17 protein-coding genes are annotated in these 18,553 nt (G+C 67.3%); 14 read left to right on the top strand and 3 right to left on the bottom strand.

The window, feature by feature from the left end:
• Position 1 precedes the first annotated feature (1 nt).
• The 5 genes from cobW (at position 2) to GGQ64_RS01620 (ending at position 7,875) form a co-directional block, all read left to right on the top strand.
• A complete protein-coding gene (cobW, locus tag GGQ64_RS01640) occupies positions 2 to 1,054 on the top strand; it encodes a cobalamin biosynthesis protein CobW (RefSeq protein WP_183798196.1) in 1,053 nt (350 codons plus the stop codon).
• Positions 1,055 to 1,344: 290 nt separating this feature from the next.
• The gene (gene cobN, locus GGQ64_RS01635) at positions 1,345 to 5,754 is read left to right on the top strand and encodes a cobaltochelatase subunit CobN (RefSeq protein WP_183798194.1); all 4,410 of its coding nucleotides are present in this window, start codon (positions 1,345 to 1,347) and stop codon (positions 5,752 to 5,754) included.
• Positions 5,751 to 6,140: a GFA family protein gene (locus GGQ64_RS01630; protein WP_183798192.1), complete on the top strand. Its 390-nt coding sequence runs from the start codon at positions 5,751 to 5,753 to the stop codon at positions 6,138 to 6,140. Before cobN ends, GGQ64_RS01630 begins: the two co-directional genes overlap by 4 nt.
• Before the next feature lie 70 nt (positions 6,141 to 6,210).
• Positions 6,211 to 6,822 (top strand): cob(I)yrinic acid a,c-diamide adenosyltransferase, encoded by a 612-nt coding sequence (gene cobO / locus GGQ64_RS01625; RefSeq protein ID WP_246422276.1) that lies wholly within the window; start codon positions 6,211 to 6,213, stop codon positions 6,820 to 6,822.
• Positions 6,823 to 7,068: 246 nt separating this feature from the next.
• Positions 7,069 to 7,875 carry a class I SAM-dependent methyltransferase gene (locus GGQ64_RS01620; protein ID WP_183798188.1) on the top strand — a complete coding sequence of 269 codons (807 nt, stop codon included), beginning with the start codon at positions 7,069 to 7,071 and terminating at the stop codon, positions 7,873 to 7,875.
• Positions 7,876 to 7,881: 6 nt separating this feature from the next.
• On the opposite strand, the gene GGQ64_RS01615 is transcribed toward GGQ64_RS01620, so the two are convergent.
• The gene (locus tag GGQ64_RS01615) at positions 7,882 to 8,709 is read right to left on the bottom strand and encodes a TSUP family transporter (protein ID WP_183798186.1); all 828 of its coding nucleotides are present in this window, start codon (positions 8,707 to 8,709) and stop codon (positions 7,882 to 7,884) included.
• A 379-nt stretch (positions 8,710 to 9,088) separates the two neighbouring features.
• On the opposite strand from GGQ64_RS01615, the gene GGQ64_RS01610 reads away from it, so the two are divergent.
• Genes GGQ64_RS01610 through cbiB form a run of 5 tightly spaced genes read left to right on the top strand, consistent with a single transcriptional unit; the run spans position 9,089 to position 13,779 of the window.
• Positions 9,089 to 9,604 (top strand): cobalamin biosynthesis protein, encoded by a 516-nt coding sequence (locus GGQ64_RS01610; protein ID WP_425488474.1) that lies wholly within the window; start codon positions 9,089 to 9,091, stop codon positions 9,602 to 9,604.
• Positions 9,604 to 10,446, top strand: a complete 843-nt coding sequence (cobA, locus tag GGQ64_RS01605) for a uroporphyrinogen-III C-methyltransferase (protein ID WP_183798183.1) — start codon at positions 9,604 to 9,606, stop codon at positions 10,444 to 10,446. Before GGQ64_RS01610 ends, cobA begins: the two co-directional genes overlap by 1 nt.
• A complete protein-coding gene (locus GGQ64_RS01600) occupies positions 10,443 to 11,750 on the top strand; it encodes a cobyrinic acid a,c-diamide synthase CobB (protein WP_183798180.1) in 1,308 nt (435 codons plus the stop codon). The genes cobA and GGQ64_RS01600 overlap by 4 nt, the downstream gene beginning before the upstream one ends.
• On the top strand, positions 11,747 to 12,781 hold the full coding sequence (gene cobD / locus GGQ64_RS01595) for a threonine-phosphate decarboxylase CobD (protein ID WP_183798179.1): 1,035 nt from the start codon (positions 11,747 to 11,749) through the stop codon (positions 12,779 to 12,781). Before GGQ64_RS01600 ends, cobD begins: the two co-directional genes overlap by 4 nt.
• 17 nt (positions 12,782 to 12,798) lie before the next feature.
• Positions 12,799 to 13,779 carry an adenosylcobinamide-phosphate synthase CbiB gene (gene cbiB / locus GGQ64_RS01590; protein ID WP_183798176.1) on the top strand — a complete coding sequence of 327 codons (981 nt, stop codon included), beginning with the start codon at positions 12,799 to 12,801 and terminating at the stop codon, positions 13,777 to 13,779.
• Here the strand turns inward: cbiB and GGQ64_RS01585 are convergent.
• Positions 13,776 to 14,381, bottom strand: coding sequence for a TetR/AcrR family transcriptional regulator (locus tag GGQ64_RS01585; RefSeq protein ID WP_183798174.1), 606 nt, complete (start codon positions 14,379 to 14,381; stop codon positions 13,776 to 13,778). The genes cbiB and GGQ64_RS01585 overlap by 4 nt on opposite strands.
• Positions 14,382 to 14,528: 147 nt before the next feature.
• Here GGQ64_RS01585 and GGQ64_RS01580 point away from each other — a divergent pair, with 147 nt between their 5' ends.
• Entirely contained in the window at positions 14,529 to 15,284 is a 756-nt protein-coding gene (locus GGQ64_RS01580) for an SDR family NAD(P)-dependent oxidoreductase (RefSeq protein ID WP_183798172.1), read from the top strand.
• An 83-nt stretch (positions 15,285 to 15,367) separates the two neighbouring features.
• Here GGQ64_RS01580 and GGQ64_RS01575 read toward each other — a convergent pair whose 3' ends face one another.
• Positions 15,368 to 16,093 (bottom strand): Crp/Fnr family transcriptional regulator, encoded by a 726-nt coding sequence (locus tag GGQ64_RS01575; RefSeq protein ID WP_183798170.1) that lies wholly within the window; start codon positions 16,091 to 16,093, stop codon positions 15,368 to 15,370.
• Positions 16,094 to 16,427: 334 nt separating this feature from the next.
• Between GGQ64_RS01575 and GGQ64_RS01570 the strand changes: the two genes are divergently transcribed.
• The 3 genes from GGQ64_RS01570 (at position 16,428) to GGQ64_RS01560 (ending at position 18,542) form a co-directional block, all read left to right on the top strand.
• Positions 16,428 to 16,706, top strand: coding sequence for an acyl carrier protein (locus GGQ64_RS01570; RefSeq protein ID WP_183798168.1), 279 nt, complete (start codon positions 16,428 to 16,430; stop codon positions 16,704 to 16,706).
• Positions 16,707 to 16,836: 130 nt separating this feature from the next.
• Entirely contained in the window at positions 16,837 to 17,343 is a 507-nt protein-coding gene (locus GGQ64_RS01565; RefSeq protein ID WP_183798167.1) for a 3-hydroxyacyl-ACP dehydratase FabZ family protein, read from the top strand.
• A complete protein-coding gene (locus tag GGQ64_RS01560) occupies positions 17,340 to 18,542 on the top strand; it encodes a beta-ketoacyl-ACP synthase (RefSeq protein ID WP_183798165.1) in 1,203 nt (400 codons plus the stop codon). The genes GGQ64_RS01565 and GGQ64_RS01560 overlap by 4 nt, the downstream gene beginning before the upstream one ends.
• The last annotated feature ends 11 nt before the right edge of the window (positions 18,543 to 18,553 follow it).

Raw genomic sequence — 18,553 nt, 5'->3', positions numbered from 1 at the left:
CATGCTCCAGCAAAAGATCCCCGCCACCGTCATCACCGGCTTTCTCGGCGCGGGCAAGACGACGATGATCCGCAACCTGCTGCAGAACGCCAATGGAAAGCGGATCGCGCTGATCATCAACGAGTTCGGCGACCTCGGCGTCGACGGCGACGTGCTGAAGGGCTGCGGCGCGGAGGCCTGCAGCGAGGACGACATCATCGAACTGACCAACGGCTGCATCTGCTGCACCGTCGCCGACGATTTCATCCCGACCATGTCGAAGCTGCTGGAGCGCGAGAACCGCCCCGACCACATCGTCATCGAGACGTCCGGCCTGGCGCTGCCGCAACCGCTGGTCGCCGCCTTCAACTGGCCGGAGATCAAGACGCAGGTGACGGTCGACGGCGTCATCACTGTCGTCGACAGCGCCGCGGTTGCCGCCGGCCGCTTCGCCGACGACCACGACCGGGTGGATGCACTGCGCGTCGAGGATGACAACCTCGACCACGAGAGCCCGCTGGAGGAACTGTTCGAGGACCAGCTGACGGCGGCCGACCTGATCGTGCTCAACAAGACCGACCTGATCGACGCTGCCGGGCTGAAGACGGTGCGCGACGAGGTGGCCTCCCGCATCTCCCGCAAGCCGACCATGATCGAGGCGAAGAACGGCGACGTCGCCGCCGCCGTTCTCCTCGGCCTCGGCGTCGGCACCGAGGACGATATCGCCAACCGCAAGTCGCATCACGAGCTGGAGCACGAGAACGGCGAGGAACACGATCACGACGAGTTCGACAGCTTCGTCGTCGAGCTCGGCCCGGTCGCCGATCCGGCCGGCTTCGTGGAGCGGCTGAAGGGCGTCATCGCCGAGCACGACGTGCTGCGCGTCAAGGGCTTCGCCGACGTGCCCGGCAAGCCGATGCGGCTTTTGATCCAGGCTGTCGGCAGCCGGATCGACCAGTATTTCGAGCGCGCCTGGAACGCCGGCGAGACCCGCGGCACCCGCCTCGTCGTCATCGGCCTGCACGACATGGACGAGGCAGCCGTGCGTGCGGCGATCGCCGGCGCGGTAGGCTGAGCGGCCGTGTCTAGGGAACAGGGCCACCGCTGGGACCGAGCTCGGCGACTGGCTCCCTCTTCTCCCCAGCGGGGAGAAGGTGGCCCGCAGGGCCGGATGAGGGGGCGGCGCGAAGCGCCATGGCGTGCCCCGATCCCCCCTCATCGCCTCGCATCCGCTCGGCACTTCTCCCCGGCGGGGAGAAGTGGGCGTTTGCTGCGCCTGTGGCAGCTCACACGCGATAACATTGCCTGTGGGGGAGATAGCCGGCAGGCCGGGTGTAATCTGTCGCGCCGAAGCGGAGAGCCGTCATGCACCTGCTGCTAGCCCAGAAGGGCACCATCGCCGACGGCAAGGAGGCGATCGATCTCGGGCAGTCGCCGGGCGACGTCCTGTTTCTGTCGGCGGCCGATACCGAGCTGGCGTCGATCGCCGCCGCCCATCGCGGCCGGCAGGCGCGGATGCGGCTGAGGCTTGCAAGCCTTGCCTCGCTTACCCATCCGATGTCGGTCGATACCTATGTCGAGCGCACGGCGCGGCATGCCAGGCTGATCGTGGTGCGGGCGCTCGGCGGCGCCAGCTATTTCCGCTACGTGCTGGAAGCGCTCCATGCCACGGCGGTCGCAAACGACATCACCATCGTGGCGCTTCCCGGCGACGACCGGCCGGACGAGGGGCTCGCGCCGTTCAACCGGATCCCGGACGACGACCGGCTGCGGCTCTGGGCCTATCTTACCGAGGGCGGGGCGGAGAATGCCGCCCGTTTCCTCTCCTATGCGGACGCGCTCGTCTTCGGCGGCGAGAAACCGGAGGCGGCAGCGCCGCTGGAGAAGGCCGGGATCTGGTGGCCGGGGAGCGGCGTGGTCGACGTCGAGACGTGGCGCGAAGTTTGCCCCTCACCCCAGCCCTCTCCCCGTGAACGGGGAGAGGGGGTGGCACAGGCAGCGGATGTCTCTCCTTCTCCCCGCTTGCGGGGAGAAGGTGCCCGAAGGGCGGATGAGGGGCGGGTTGCGAGAAGTGCACCCCCCTCTGTCCTGCCGGACATCTCCCCCTCAAGGGGGGAGATCGGCCAGGGGCATGGGCGGCGTGACATGGCAGCTGCAGTGCGTGGTGCTGTGGCCGGGGATGAGCTTCGCGGTCTTCTGTCGGACGGTTCTACAAATGCCGACGCAGTTCCAGGGCAAGGCCTCACTCCATCGATCTCCCCCCTTGAGAGGGAGATGTCCGGCAGGACAGAGGGGGGTATCTTCGCGCGGGATGAGCGGGGCGCTGCGGACGAAGGGGGCGTGGTCGCGGGCGAGGCCTCCGAACCCCCGACCGTCGCCATCTGCTTCTACCGCGCCTATGTCCAGAGCGGTGAGACACGGCCGGTGGAACTGCTGATCGAGGCGCTTGCAGACGTTGGCGTGCGGGCGCTGCCGATCTTCGTCTCCAGCCTCAAGGACCCGGCCTCGATCGAGATCGTGCGCGCAGCCTTTGCGGCCGTGCGGCCGGAGGTGGCGCTCAACGCGACGAGCTTCGCCGTCTCCGCGCCCGGCGCAAACCGCAGGCCGACGGTGCTCGACGAGACCGGTGCGCAGGTATTGCAGGTCATCTTTTCCGGCTCCTCCCGCGAGGCCTGGCAGGCGTCCGGGCAGGGGCTTACGGCGCGCGACCTCGGCATGAACGTGTCGCTGCCGGAGGTGGACGGCCGGGTGCTGGCGCGGGCCGTATCGTTCAAGGCTGCCGCCCGCTGGGACGCCGAGGTCGAGACGAACATCGTCAGCCTCGAGCCGGTGGCGGACCGGATCCGCTTTTCGGCCCGGCTTGCGGCCAACTGGGCGCGGCTGCGGCGGACCGGACCGGGCGAGCGCCGCATCGCGCTGGTGATGGCGAACTATCCGAACCGCGACGGCCGGCTCGGCAACGGCGTCGGGCTGGACACGCCGGCGGGCACGCTCGAGATCCTGCGAAAAATGAAGGCGGACGGCTATGCCGTCGCCGACTTGCCTTCCGGCGGCGATGCGCTGATCGCGCACCTGATGGCGGGGTCGACCAATGCTGCGAACGACGGACGCGAGATCCGCGAGACGATTTCGCTTAAACAATACAATCGCTTCTTTGCGTCTCTTCCCGGATCGATTCAGGAGCAGGTCACGGCCCGCTGGGGTGCGCCCGAGGCGGATCCCTTCGTGACCGGCGACGTCTTCGCGCTGCCGCTCTGCCGTTTCGGCGGGACGCTGGTCGGCATCCAGCCGGCGCGCGGCTACAATATCGACCCGAAAGAAACCTACCATTCGCAGGATCTGGTGCCGCCGCACGGCTATTTCGCCTTCTATGCCTATCTGCGCGAGGTCTGCGATGTCCATGCGATCGTCCATGTCGGCAAGCACGGCAACCTCGAATGGCTGCCGGGCAAGGCGCTGGCGCTGTCGGAGGCCTGCTATCCGGAAGCCGTGTTCGGGCCGGTGCCGCATCTCTATCCCTTCATCGTCAACGATCCGGGCGAGGGCACGCAGGCCAAGCGCCGGTCCGCCGCGGTCATCATCGACCACCTGACGCCGCCGCTGACGCGGGCGGAGACCTACGGGCCGCTGAAAGACCTCGAGGCGCTGGTGGACGAATTCTACGACGCCTCCGGCGGCGATCCGCGGCGGCTGCGGCTCCTGAGCAGGCAGATCCTCGACCTCGTCCGCGACATCGGCCTCGACCAGGATGCGGGGATCGCCAGGTCGGACGGCGAGGAGGCGGCGCTGCAGAAGCTCGACGCCTATCTCTGCGACCTGAAGGAGATGCAGATCCGCGACGGCCTGCACGTCTTCGGCGTCTCGCCGTCGGGGCGGCTTCTGACCGACCTGACGCTGGCGCTCGCGCGGGTGCCGCGCGGGCTGGGCGAAGGCGGCGACGCCAGCCTGCAACGGGCGATCGCCGCGGATGCGTTGGGTGGTGGTTCGCCTGTCGCAGTCGACATCGCTGCCACACGGGACGCACCCCCCTCTGCCCTGCCGGGCATCTCCCCCTCAAGGGGGGAGATCGGAACCAGGCGGATGGCGGCGGTCCATACGGATGGCAGCGGGCGTGGTGACGCGGATGGTGCGGACGCGGCTGTTGACGGCCACGCTGGTGATGGTCGGGGCCTCGCTCCATCGATCTCCCCCCATGAGGGGGAGATGTCCGGCAGGACAGAGGGGGGTACCCCGCCGCACACAGCGTTTGACCCGCTCGATTGTGTTTCCTCCGATCCGTGGACGGGTCCGATGCCGGATATCCTGGCTTCGCAGACCGATGTTGCGTGGCGGACGGCCGGGGACACGGTCGAGCGTATCGAGTTGCTGGCGGCACGGCTCGTCTCGGGCGAACTGCCTTGCCCGGACGGCTGGGAAGCGACGCGGGCGGTGCTGGACCAGGTCAGGCACTCGATCCGCCCCTCCATCGAGGCCTGCGGCGAAGCCGAGATGGCGGCGCTGATGCGCGGGCTGTCCGGACGTTTCGTCGAGCCCGGCCCCTCCGGCGCGCCGACACGCGGGCGGCCGGACGTGCTGCCGACGGGGCGCAACTTCTATTCGGTCGACAGCCGTGCCGTACCGACGCCGGCGGCGTGGGAACTGGGGCGAAAATCGGCGGAACTGCTGGTGACGCGCTATGCGCAGGACCATGGCGAATGGCCGACCTCGTTCGGCATCACCGCCTGGGGCACGTCGAACATGCGCACCGGCGGCGACGACATCGCCCAGGCGCTGGCGCTGATCGGCGCGAAGCCCGTCTGGGACACGGTCTCGCGGCGGGTGACCGGCTACGAGGTCATTCCGCCCGCGCTTTTGCGCCGGCCGCGCGTCGACGTGACGCTGCGCATCTCCGGCTTCTTCCGAGACGCCTTTCCCGAGCAGATCGCGCTGTTCGACCGCGCCGTGCGTGCGATCGGCGCGCTGGACGAGGACGGCGAGGACAACCCGATCGCAGCGCGGATGCGGGCGGAGGCCGCAGCCCTTGCCGCACACGGCGCCACCGAAGGCGAGGCGCGCGCCAGGGCGGGCTACCGCGTCTTCGGGGCCAGGCCCGGAAGCTACGGCGCCGGGCTGCAGACGATGATCGACGAGGGGCTGTGGAAGGACAGGGGCGACCTTGCCGAGGCCTGGCTCGCCTGGGGCGCGCATGCCTATGCCGGCGAGGGCGAGGACGCAGCCAGCCGCGACCGGCTGGAGGCACGGATGAAGAGCCTGCAGGCGATCATCCAGAACCAGGACAACCGCGAGCACGATTTGCTCGACAGCGACGAGTACTACCAGTTCGAGGGCGGGATGGCGGCCGCGGTCGCGCACCTGACGGGATCGCAGCCGACTGTCTACCACAACGACCATTCGCGCCCGGAAAAGCCCGTGGTGCGCACGCTCGAGGACGAGATCGGCCGCGTCGTGCGCGCTCGCGTCGTCAATCCGAAGTGGATCGAGGGCATGATGCGCCACGGCTACAAGGGCGCCTTCGAGCTGGCCGCGACCGTCGACTTCATGTTCGCCTTCGCCGCGACCACGGGAGCGGTGAAGGACCATCATTTCGAAGCAGTCTACAAGGCGTATATTCTCGACGAGCGCGTGCGCGCCTTCATGGCCGAGAAGAACCCCGCGGCGCTGAAGGAGATGTCCGACCGTCTGGTCGAGGCGATCGATCGCCGGCTATGGTCGCCGCGCTCCAATTCGGCGCGGTTCGAACTGGGAGAGATCGCCGGCAAGAGGAGGGCGTCATGACCGGGCTTTCCGGACGCTGCCTGTGCAGATCGGTGCGCTTCAAGGTCTCAGGCCCGATCATTCGCACCGGCCACTGCCACTGCGAGAGTTGCCGGCGGGCGACGTCGTCGCCGGTGACGAGCTTCTTCTGCGTCGCGGATGCGAATGTCACCTTCGAGGGCGAGGCGCTGCGCCACTATGAGTCGTCGCCCGGGGTTTCGCGCGGCTTTTGCGGCGATTGCGGCTCGCCCTTGAGCTTTGCGACGGTCAGGCGGCCCGGCGAGATCGACCTCTACGTCGCCGCGCTCGACGACGCCTCGGGCGTGACCGTCACCCAGCACTGGTTCTGGAGTGAGCGGGTTGCCTGGCTTTCCTGCGACGACGACCTGCCCAAGCATGACAATTGAGGAGCACGCCATGAGCGATATTGACACAGAAACCGTCAATGAGACCGTCAATGAGACCGTCGAAGCCGGCATGACCGAGGCCGAGCTTGCGCGCCATTCGGAGAAGATGGCCAAGAAGAAGCAGGCCCGCGAAAAGATCATGGCCACCAAGACGGACCAGAAGGGCCTGGTCATCGTCCATACCGGCAAGGGCAAGGGCAAGTCCACGGCCGGCTTCGGCATGATCTTCCGGCATATCGCCCATGGCAAGCCGTCGGCCGTCGTGCAGTTCATCAAGGGCGCGATGGTGACCGGCGAGCGCGAGCTGATCGAGAAGCATTTCTCCGATCTCTGCCAGTTCCATACGCTCGGCGAGGGTTTCACCTGGGAGACGCAGGACCGGGCGCGCGACGTCGCCACCGCGCAGAAGGCTTGGGAGAAGGCGAAGGAACTGATCTGCGACGAGCGCAATTCGATGGTCCTGCTCGACGAGATCAACATCGCGCTGCGCTACGACTATATCGACGTCAACGAGGTGGTGGCGTTCCTGCAGACGCAGAAACCCCACATGACGCATGTCGTGCTGACCGGGCGCAATGCCAAGGACGAACTGATCGAGATCGCCGATCTCGTCACCGAGATGGAACTCGTCAAGCATCCGTTCCGCTCGGGAATCAAGGCGCAGATCGGCGTCGAGTTCTGAACCTCACGATTTGGCCGGTACCGCTGTCCGTGCCGGAATGAGACATGCCTGGCGATCGTGTCCCGCTTCGCTGCGGGGCACAAAGGTGTTGGCGTGCCGGATCGGGCGGATCCTTTCCGTGTTAAGCATAAGCCGGCTTTTGCAGGCCGTTAATACGGTTTTTACCATCCCGACCACGCTTTGCTCCCTATGCTCCGTCTCAATTCCGCAGATCGCGGGATATCTGCATTTGCTAGGGAGACGGCCATGCACGCGATGGAGACGATCAACCGGAAGAGCTGGAGCGATCCGTTCGTGCTCCGTGACTATCAACACGGCGGCGGCTATCTCAACGCGGGCGAGGCGGCTGCTCTCGATGCCGGCTTCGCTCTGGCGCCGGGCCGACGCGTGCTGGACATCGGCGTCGGCGGCGGGCGCACGTCCGCACTCCTCAGGGACCGCGCCGAAAGCTATCTCGGCATCGACTACACGCCCGAGATGATCACCCTTGCCCGCAGGAAAAACCCCGACCTGAGGCTGGAACTGATGGACGCACGCGATCTCTCCGGCCTGCCCGAAGGGGCGTTCGACGTGGCGTTCTTCAGCTACAACGGGATCGACTCGGTCAATCCCGAGGGGAGGCTGCGGGCAATGGCGGCGGTCGAGAGGGTGCTGGCGCCGGGCGGGGTGTTCGTCTTCTCCACCTTCCATCGTGGCTGGTCCGGCTTCAGCCGGCGCGTCGGTTATCGGCGGCTCCACTGGACCAGGGATCCGGTTCGCCTCGTGCTCCGCGCCGGCGCCTACGCGACGCGTTCGGCCACCGGCTTCTGGCGAAAGTTCCGCCATGCGCGCCTGGAGGAACGGGATGCCGAGCATGCGATCATGCTGCACGGAGCCCATGACTTCGGTATCCTCGTCTATGCGACGACACCCGAGCAGGCCGACCGACAACTCCGTTCGTCCGGTTTCGAGGCGCCCCATGCGCTTCTTGACCTCGACGGCAATTCGCTGGCGCGGGGGATCGGGCCGGCGGTCGAGTATTTCTATGTGGTGGCGCGCAAGCCCGGGGCCTGAACGGACCTACCAGCCGAGCCAGACCCGTAGCGGATTGGTCGGGTCGGCCAGGAGGCGGATGGCGAGCGCCATGCTGGTGACGACCAGCAGCGGCTTGATGATCGCTGCACCCTTTCGCATGGCGAAGCGGGAGCCGACCTGGGCGCCCAGGAATTGGCCGATGCCCATGGTGATGCCGACCTTCCACAGCACGACGCCGTAGCCGAGGAAGAAGGCGAAGCCGCCGACATTGGAGCCGAAGTTCAGGAGCTTGGTGTTGGCCGTCGCCTTGAGGACGCCGAAGCCCGCAAGCGAGACGAAGGCGAGCATGAAGAACGAGCCGGTGCCGGGGCCGAAGACGCCGTCGTAGAACCCGATCAGCGGGACCACCGAGAGGGCGAAGGCTTTTTCCGACAGGCGGCGATGCTTGTCGACGTCGCCGATGCTCGGCTTCAGCGCAAAGTAGAGCGCGATGCCGAGGAGCAGGAAGGGCAGCACCGCGCGCAGCGCCTCGCCGGGGATGACGGTGGCGAGTGCTGCGCCGAACGCCGCACCGACCGCGGCCAGCGCGGCCATCGGCAACTGCCGCCTGACCTCGACGTGGCCGGCGCGGGCATAGGCGACCGTGGCGGAACCGGAACCGAACAGCGACTGCAGCTTGTTGGTACCCAGCACTTCCAGCGGCGGTATCCCGGCGATCAGCATGGCGGGTATCGTGATCATGCCGCCGCCGCCGGCGATGGCGTCGATGAAGCCGGCGATGAAGGCTGCGAGGAACAGAAGGAGGAGAAGCTGCAGTGTGACGTCGACCACGCGTAGGAGTCCGGGCAGGCTGGAGGAAGGACGGCTTTCCATGTCAGATGCCGCCGGCAAATGCAAAGCCGAAAGCGATCGCCTCGAAAAGTGCCGACCGTCGCTGCGATCACCGGAACGGCGACGAGCGCCGGGACGGTGCCGCTGCTGACAAGGGCCATGTCGCGACTGGTTCTTGTGGCCTGTTCCTCGTACGGCCAGCAGAACCCCGTCCGATCGAACCTCTTCGACTGCTGGTTTTTTCGACGATGCCGTTTCCGTTCCATCCGACGACGCAAACCCGTTTGACCGGGAAATGCCGCTTCGGTAAACAGGTCAGACATGCGGCGGTGCCCCTTGCGGGCCGGACAGGTGCCTGGAGCGGCCGACCCTCGAAGGGGGCCAGATCCGGGGCTGCCGAGACGGATCACCCGCACCGCGCATGTCCAGGGGGAACGAGGACAGCCCGATGACGGAAGCGGTGCAGGTGAACGACGGTGCGACACCCTCGCTCGTGCTGGGTCTTGGCTGCGAGCGCGGAACGGCGGCGGCCGAAGTGATCGGCCTTGCCGAAGAGGCGCTGCGCGCCGCCGGGCGCGATTATCGCCTTGCCCTGATCGTCTCGCTCGATACCCGCGCCGAGGAGCCGGCCATGTTCGCCGCGGCCCGGCATTTCGAAGTCCCTTTCCGCACGTTCGATGCCGCAACGCTCGAGGCCGAGACGCCGCGGCTTGCCAATCCTTCCGATGTCGTCTTTCGCCATACGGGATGCCATGGCGTTGCCGAGGCCGCAGCACTCGCCGCCGCCGGCGCCGGTGCGCGACTGGTCGTGCCGAAGATGCGCTCAGTGCGTGCGACTGCGGCGATCGCGGCGCCTTTTCAATTCGATGCGAAAGTTTCTTCAGAAAATGAATCCGTCTTTTCGGTCGCGGATCCGGTAGTCGTGAGGGCGGGCTGATGGATGCACTGTTCTCCTCCTTGCCCGAACTGGAGCCCGGCAGCGTCTGGCTCGTCGGCGCGGGCCCGGGCGATGCGGGGCTCCTGACGATGCTTGCCGTCCACGGGTTGCGACAGGCCGATGTCATCGTCCACGACGCGCTCGTCAACGCCGATTGCCTGCAGTTCGCCAGGCCGGATGCCGCGATCGAATTCGCCGGCAAGCGGGGCGGCAAGCCGTCGCCGAAGCAGCGCGACATCTCGCTCAGGCTGGTGGAGCTCGCGCGTGCGGGCAAGCGCGTCCTGCGGCTGAAAGGCGGCGATCCGTTCGTGTTCGGTCGTGGCGGCGAGGAAGCGCTGACGCTGGTCGAGCACAAGATCCCCTTCCGCGTCGTGCCGGGCATCACCGCCGGCATCGGCGGGCTCGCCTATGCCGGGATCCCGGTGACGCATCGCGAGGTGAACCATGCGGTGACGTTCCTGACCGGGCACGATTCCTCGGGCGTCGTGCCCGACCGCATCGACTGGGCGGCGATCGCCGCCGGCTCGCCGGTGATCGTCATGTACATGGCGATGAAGCATATCGGCCAGATCGCCGCAAAGCTGATGGCAGCCGGTCGCTCGCCGGACGAACCGGTCGCCTTCGTCTGCAACGCCGCGACGGCCGGGCAGGCCGTGCTGGAGACAACGCTTTCGCGTTCGGCAGCGGATGCGGCTGCCTCGGGGCTGGAGCCGCCGGCGATCGTCGTGGTCGGCGAAGTCGTCCGGCTGCGCGGCTCGCTCGACTGGCTCGGCGCTCTGCGCGAGGGCAGGGTGCTGGTGCCCGATCCGCTCGGCGCCCGCACGCTGAAGGACCCTGCATGAGCGGGCTGATGATCGCCGCCCCGGCGTCGGGCTCGGGCAAGACGACGGTCACCCTCGGCCTCCTGCGGGCGCTGTCGGACGCGGGCGTCGCGCTCTCGCCCGGCAAGGCCGGCCCCGACTACATCGATCCCGCCTTCCACGCCGCCGCCAGCCGCTCGGTCTGCCTGAACTACGATCCCTGGGCGATGCGGCCGGAACTGCTGGTCGACAATGCGGCAGTACAGCAGCGCGGCGGCAGGCTGCTTCTCATAGAGGCGATGATGGGGCTGTTCGATGGTGCCGCGGACGGGAACGGCTCGCCGGCGGATCTCGCAGCCATGCTCGGGCTGCCGGTGGTGCTCGTGGTCGATTGCAGCCGGCTGTCGCATTCGGTCGCTGCCCTCGTGCAGGGCTATGTCCGCTTCCGCGACGACGTGCGCGTTGGCGGCGTGATCCTGAACAAGGTCGGAAGCGAGCGCCATGAGGCGATGCTGCGGTCGGCGCTGGAAAAGGCGGGCATCGCCATCTTCGGCGCGATCCGGCACGATCCGGCGCTGTCGCTTCCCGAGCGCCATCTCGGACTGGTGCAGGCAGGCGAGCATGCGGCGTTGGAAGCGTTCGTCGCGCGGGCGGCGGAGACCGTGCGCCGCAGCGTCGATCTCGAACGGGTGCAGGCCACGGCCGGGCAGGGCGGAGTTTCGGTCACCACGGCCGATGTCGCACGCCTGCCGCCGCTCGGCCGGCGCATCGCGGTTGCCCGCGATGATGCCTTCGCCTTCATCTACCCGCACCTGCTCGCCGGCTGGGCCGGGCAGGGCGCGGAGATCTCCTTCTTCTCGCCGCTCGCCGACGAGGGGCCACAGACAGCGTGCGATGCGGTGTTTCTGCCCGGCGGTTATCCCGAACTGCATGGCGCCCGTCTGGCCGATGCGGCCAATTTCCGCGATGGCATGCGCGCTGCGGCCGGGCGCGGTATGCGGATCTACGGCGAATGCGGGGGCTACATGGCGCTGGGCGAGGGATTGGTTGATGCGGAGGGAACCCGGCACCGCATGCTCGGCCTGCTGCCGCTCGTGACCAGCTTCGCGGAGCGCCGGCGTCAACTCGGCTACCGGCGGCTGAGCCCGCTTCCGGGTTCGGGCTTTACCCATGCGATGACCGCGCATGAATTCCACTATTCGACCGTGGCGCGGGAGGGCGAGGCGGAACGGCTGTTCTCGGTAGTCGACGCGACAGGGCAGGACCTCGGCGTCACGGGCCTGCGCCGGGACAACGTCGCCGGCTCCTACATGCACGTGATCGACCTCGCGGAGGGGGCACGATGACCGAGGCGCCGATCCAGCACGGCGGTGGTATTTCGGCGGCGGCCGAACGCCATGGCGGGCGGCCGGAGGACTGGCTGGACCTTTCCACCGGCATCAATCCCTGCCCGGTGGCACTGCCGGCGGTCGATGCTGCTGCCTGGCACCGTCTTCCGGACCGGGGACGCCTCGACGCGACGAGAAAGGCCGCCGCGCGCTACTACCGCAGTGACAGCTGCCTGCCGCTGCCGGTGCCGGGAACGCAGGCTGCGATCCAGTTGTTGCCGCGGCTGGTCCCCGCAGGCCGGCGTGTCGCCATCCTGTCCCCGACCTATGGCGAATATGCGCGCGTGCTGCGCGCGGCCGGATGCGTTGTGGATGAAATCGGCACGCTCGACGGCGTTGGCGACGACCACGGGCTCGTGGTGGCGGTCAACCCCAACAATCCCGACGGGCGCCTGCATCGGCCGGAAGAGCTCTTGCAGGTTCGCGACCGCCTGGCACGGTCGGGCGGAACGATGGTGGTGGACGAGGCTTTCGGCGACATGGAGCCCGGGGCCTCGCTCTCAGCCCATGCGGGTATCGCGCCGGGGCTGGTGGTGTTCCGCTCCTTCGGCAAGTTCTTCGGCCTTGCGGGCCTGCGGCTCGGTTTCGTCCTTGGCGAGGAACGCCTGCTTGCTGACTTTGCCGAGTGGCTCGGCCCCTGGGCGGTCTCCGGGCCGGCGCTGACGATCGCGACGGGCCTGATGGCGGGCGACTGCACCCCGATCCGGCAGTCGATCGCAGAGCGCAAGTCGGCGCTGGATGCGGTCCTGCGGCACTCCGGGCTCGATGTCGTCGGAGGGACAGCGCTGTTCTCGCTCGTCTCGCATTCGCGCGCGGCGGATCTGTACGAGGCGCTCTGCCGGCAGCATGTGCTCGTGCGTCCGTTCGCCTATGACCGGACCTGGCTCCGCTTCGGGCTTGCCCCGGATGTCGCCGCCGATCGCCGTCTGGCGCAAGCTCTGACGCTGGCGCTGACCCCGGCCCGGCCGCTCGCGCTGCCCAGCGCCTGAACGATGGGTCCCGATCCATGACCGTCACGTTGATCGTCCTCGCCGCCGCCCTCGTCATCGACCGCATCGTCGGTGATCCGCCGAAGCTCTGGGAGCGCGTGCCGCATCCGGTCGTGGTGTTCGGCCGGGCCATCTCCTTCTTCGACCGGATGTTCAACGGAAAGCGGATGAAGCCGGAGACGCGCCGCTTCAACGGCGCGGTGGCGATCGGTGCGCTTTTGGCGGCGAGTATGCTGGTCGGCTCGGTGATCCACGGCCTGCTGGGGCTGCTCGGCTGGCCCGGGCTTGCTCTCGAAGCGGCCGTCGTCGCGCTGTTCCTTGCCCAGAAGAGCCTCGCCGACCATGTGGGCGCCGTGGCACTCGGGCTGCGGCAGGGCGGGCTTGAGGGCGGGCAGCAGGCAGTCTCGATGATCGTCGGCCGCGATCCGGCGACACTGGACGAGCCGGCGGTCTGCCGTGCGGCGATCGAGAGCCTTGCGGAGAACTTTTCCGATGGCGTCGTGGCGCCTGCGCTCTGGTACGCGCTGCTGGGGCTGCCGGGAGTGCTGGCCTACAAGATGCTCAACACGGCCGATTCGATGATCGGCCACAGGAACGCGAAATACCTGGAGTTCGGCCGGGCAGCCGCCAGGCTCGACGACCTTGCCAACTGGCCGGCGGCGCGGCTCTCCATCGTCCTTGTCGCAGCGGGTGCCTGGGCGACGATCGGCAGGCGGGCGGCGCAGGCGGCGCTCGACCTCGGCCTGCGCGATAGCGGCCTGCACCGCTCGCCCAATTCGGGCTGGCCGGAAGCGGCGATGGCGGGCGCTCTCGGGGTCGGGCTTGCGGGGCCGCGCGTCTATGGCGGCGTGCGGGTGGACGAGCCGATGATGAACGCAGCCGGTCGCACCGCTGCGACGCCGGACGATATTCGCCGCGGGATCAAAGTGTTCAACCGCGCCTGCGATGCGCTGGTGCTCTTTGCTCTCACCGGTGCTGCTCTGGCGGCCGCAGTCTAGGTTCCGGAGATACTGGTACGGCCGGCGGGCCAGGCGGAAAGCGCTTGCTCGACAACGGCCTCGAGCCTGTCGCGGCTGAAGCCGGCCTTGGCCTGAACCGCCATGCCATGCGTGACGGCCATCAGGAACGCCGCAAGCGCGTCAGGCTTGGCCGTCTCGGGCAGGTCTCCCTCGGCCTTTGCCCGTTCGAAGCGTTCACGAAGCTGCGCCTCGGCCACCGCGCGGGCATCGATCAGCGTTTGTCGCACGGGTTCCGCCTCATCCGATCCCGCCAGCGCCCCGTTGATGACGAGACACCCCGTACGATCGGGGTAACGGGTGTTGAGGTCGACTGCGCTGTAGAGGATGTGGGCGGCGACTTCCCGGGCTGTCGGTAGATCGAGTGCTTCCGGCAGGTAGTCGAAGTAACGCTCGTAATAGCGATTCAGGACCCGGCGGAAGAGCGCTTCCTTGTTGCCGAATGCGGAATAGAGGGCGGGCCGCTCCACCCCGGTGGCCTCAGTCAGGTCGGTGTAGGAGGCACCCTCGTAGCCCTTGCGCCAGAAGACGCATAGCGCGGCGTCCAGTGCTTTCTCCACATCAAATTCGCGATGGCGTCCCATTGCACGATCAAGCCTTTCCGTAACGACCGTTATTAAACCACTTGACGGTGCGCGTCAAATTTCATACCGATCGTTATCGTAACGATTGTTATGAAATGGCGCATCGCTTGCAGCGGTGCCCCGATGGCGATGGAAAAGGATCCTCTCATGTCGAACATATTGAAGGGCAAGGTTGCGCTTGTGACCGGCGGCTCGCGCGGGCTCGGCGCAGCCGTGGCCGAGGCGCTCGCCGACCAGGGGGCGGACGTGGCGATCAGCTACGTCGCCTCGGCCGAGAAAGCCGAAGCCGTGGTCGAGAAGCTGAAGGCGAAAGGGGTCAGGGCACTCGCGATCCGGAGCGACCAGGCCGACACGGCGGCAGCCAAACCGCTGGTCGACAAGGTGGCGGCGCATTTCGGCAGGCTCGACATCCTCGTCAACAATGCGGCGATCGCCGTGCAGGGCAGGACGATCGACGATCCCGAGCTCGACACGGTCAATCTCGACCGCCAGTGGCAGATCAACGTCATGGGCGCGGTGGCGACCACGCGCGCGGCAGCGCCGGTGCTGCCGGACGGCGGCCGGATCATCTTCATCGGCTCACTCCTCGGCAGCCGCGTCCCGTTCGCCGGCGTCGCGGACTATTCGGGAACCAAGGCGGCCATCGCCGGATATGCGCGGGGTGTCGCCCGCGATCTCGGCGGACGCGACATCACGGTCAACGTCATCCAGCCCGGCATCATGCCGACCGACATGGCGGCCGATGTACGCGACAAGTTGCCGGACGCAATCATGGACCTGCATCCGATCCGGCGGATCGCGACGCTCGAGGAGGTGTCGGCCACCGTCTGCTTCCTGGCGGGGCCGAATGGCGGCTACATCACCGGCGGCGTGATCGACGTGGCCGGCGGCCTGCAGGTCTAGCGAACAACGGCGGGCGCCTACGTGGGCGTCCGCCAGAACCTTCGTGCACGCGCCCGAAGGATTGGCGTGTCGTCGCTGCCCGGTCAGTCGATGCCGGCGAACTGCTGCAGGCGCTCGATGTCGGGCACCGTGACGTGCCGGTTGTTCTCGATGCGGATGACGTTTTCCTTGCGCAGCTTGGTGAACTGGCGGCTGACGGTCTCGATGGTCAGGCCGAGGAAATCGGCAATGTCTGCGCGCGACAGCGGCAGGTCGAAGGCGGAGCCGTCGACGGTCTCGGGATCGTAGTGCGTGGCGATCAGGAAGAGGAAGCTCGCCACTTTTTCCTGGGCGTTCTTGCGGCCGAGCGTCAGCATCCAGTCGCGCGCTTCGTCCAGTTCCTTCAGCACCTGCTGGTGCAGCCGGTGCTCCAGTTCCGGCGCCCGGGTCACCATGCGTTCCAGCAGGTGGCGCGGAAAGGTGCAGATCTCCGTATCCGTTGCAGCTTCCGCGCTGTGCGGGCTCTCGGCTGCGAAGGGGCGGCCGAGGAAGTCGGGGGCGAACTGGAGGCCGACGATCTGCTGGCGGCCGTCCGGCATCATCCGGGTGAGCTTGACCACGCCGCGCATGATGTTGGCACAGGTGGCCATCTCCTCGCCCTGGCCGACGACTTCGGTGCCGGCCTGCAGGCGCCTGCGGCTGGAGTGCTTGCTCAGTTCTCCCAGTTGCTGCGGCGAGAGCGCGCTGCACGCGCCACCGTGCCGCGCCTCGCAGGCGCGGCAGACGATGGGAATGTCGGAGCTGTGAATGTCGCTGCGCTGCATGTCCATCGGGATCGCCTTTTTCTGACACGGAATGACCGCGACCCACCAGTGAACGAGAATCGAAAGGGAGACAATGCGACATTGTTGCCTCCTTGCGCCTCGCTGCCACCATCAGGCTGCTATTGACGATTGTTAAGTCGAATTCTTGCGGTCGGACTTGATCGAAATCAATTCGGGATGCGTTTGCTGCGGATTTCGGCAGAATTCCACCGCGGGCAGGGCGATCGATGTCCGGGCAACAGGCCACAGTCAATTTGCAGCGCGCCCGGAACAGCCCATTGGCAATTCCGCCCAATTTACTTATAGGATCGCGCAACAAAGGATTTTAAGAGGTACTGGCGTGACAGCTACATTTGACAAGGTTGCCGACATCATCGCGGAAACCAGCGAGATCGATCGCGAAACCATCAAGCCCGAGAGCCACACGATCGACGATCTCGGCATCGACAGCCTGGACTTCCTCGACATCGTATTTGCGATCGACAAGGAGTTCGGCATCAAGATCCCGCTCGAGAAGTGGACGCAGGACGTCAACGAAGGCAAGGTGGCGACCGAGGAATACTTCGTGCTGCAGAACCTCTGCGCCAAGATCGACGAGCTGCGCGCCGCCAAGGCGTGATGGCCGCGGCTGCCGCGCGCGGCCATCCGCATCCCGTTTTCGGGCGCTGACGGCCTGCCGCACCTGGCAGGCCTTTCACGTTCCGGACCCCGGTTACATCGAGGTAACCTGGCTGCAAGATAGGTTTTCGATGCTGCTTGAATATTTCCAGATGATCGACCGGGTGGAAACGGTGGACGCCGAGCGCAAGACGCTGAGGGCGCGCTCCGTCGTTCCCTCCAAGAGCCCCGTCTTCGAAGGACATTTTCCCGGCATGCCGCTGGTCCCGGGCGTACTCCTGATCGAGACGATGGCGCAGGCCTCGGGCTTTCTGGTTCTTGCCGCCACCGACTTCGCCGCCATGCCGTTCCTGATGTCGGTCGACGGCGCCAAGATGCGCGCCTTCGTCGAGCCCGACGCCGTGCTCGACATCGAAGTAGTGCTGGAGCACGACGGCTCGGGCTTCGCCGTCACCAAGGCGAAGATCACCTCCGGCGGCAAGAAGGTCTGCGACGCGCAGCTGAAGCTGCGCACCGTGCCCTTCAGCGAGGTGCCGCTCGGCGATATCGTGCGCAAGCGGGCCGAGGAACTCGGCCTTATGGACGCGCTTGCCACAACCGGGGCCGCAACGGGCAATTCAAGAGGAAACGACGCATGACGAAGGCGCCAAACGACGTCGTCATCACCGGCATCGGCATCGTCACCTGCCAGGGTGTCGGCACCGAGCCGCATATCGCGCTGCTCAAGGCCGGGAGCGCACCGGAACTGAAGATCGAGGCGGAGCGCTTTGCGCCCTATCCGGTTCATCCGATGCCGGAGATCGACTGGTCGCAGCAGATCGCCAAGCGCGGCGACCAGCGGCAGATGGAGAACTGGCAGCGGCTCGGCGTCTTCACCGCCGGCCTGGCGCTCGACGATGCCGGGCTGAAGGAGAATGCCGAGGCCTGCGGCACTATGGACATGATCGTGGCCGCCGGTGGCGGCGAGCGCGACATCAACGTCGATTCCCTGATCGTCGACGAAGGGCTGAAGCGCAACGACCGCGAGCATCTGCTCAACGAGAAGCTGACGACGGAGCTGCGCCCGACACTCTTTCTCGCCCAGCTTTCCAACCTGATGGCCGGCAACATCTCGATCGTCCACAAAGTTACCGGCTCCTCGCGCACCTTCATGGGCGAAGAGGCCGCCGGCATCAGCGCCATCGAGACAGCATTCGCGCGCATCCGCGCCGGGCAGTCGACGCATACGCTGGTCGGCGGCGGCTTCATCGCCGAGCGCCCGGACGTGATCCTGCTGTACGAGGCACTCGGCGCGCATGCGACCGGCGGCTGGACGCCGCTCTGGTCGCGCGACCCCGAGGCCGGCGGCGGCATCGTCTCCGGTTCGGTCGGCGCCTTCCTGGTGCTGGAATCGCGCGCGCATGCCGAGGCGCGGGGCGCGCGCATCTATGCCATGATCGAGGACATCGGCGGCGACCGCGGCGGCCGCGAGGACGGGCGGCTGGAACGCCGCCTCGACGTACTCGCCGGGCTGGCGAACGGCGAGGGCGGGGCAACCGTCGTCTTCTCCGGCGCGTCGGGCATCAATGACCTGTCGACCCGCGAAAAGACCTGGCTGGAAGGCCGGTTCCCGAACGCACCGGTGCGCGGCTATGCCGGTGTGACCGGCCATGCGCTGGAGACACAGTTTCCGCTGGGCCTGGCGCTTGCCGGGCTTGCGCTGGCAAACGAGGCTAAGGTGCCGGCCTTCGATCCGGCCGGCGAAACGGCGATGGAACGGCCTGCCGAGACCGCGATCGTCACGACGATCGGCCATCACCGCGGCGAGGGCGTCGCCATCCTGAAGGCAGAGAAATAGAGGACGGGCGC

This window comes from Mycoplana azooxidifex (assembly GCF_014196765.1).
GTDB lineage: Bacteria > Pseudomonadota > Alphaproteobacteria > Rhizobiales > Rhizobiaceae > Mycoplana > Mycoplana azooxidifex.
This window is presented reverse-complemented; position numbering and strand designations above follow the sequence as displayed.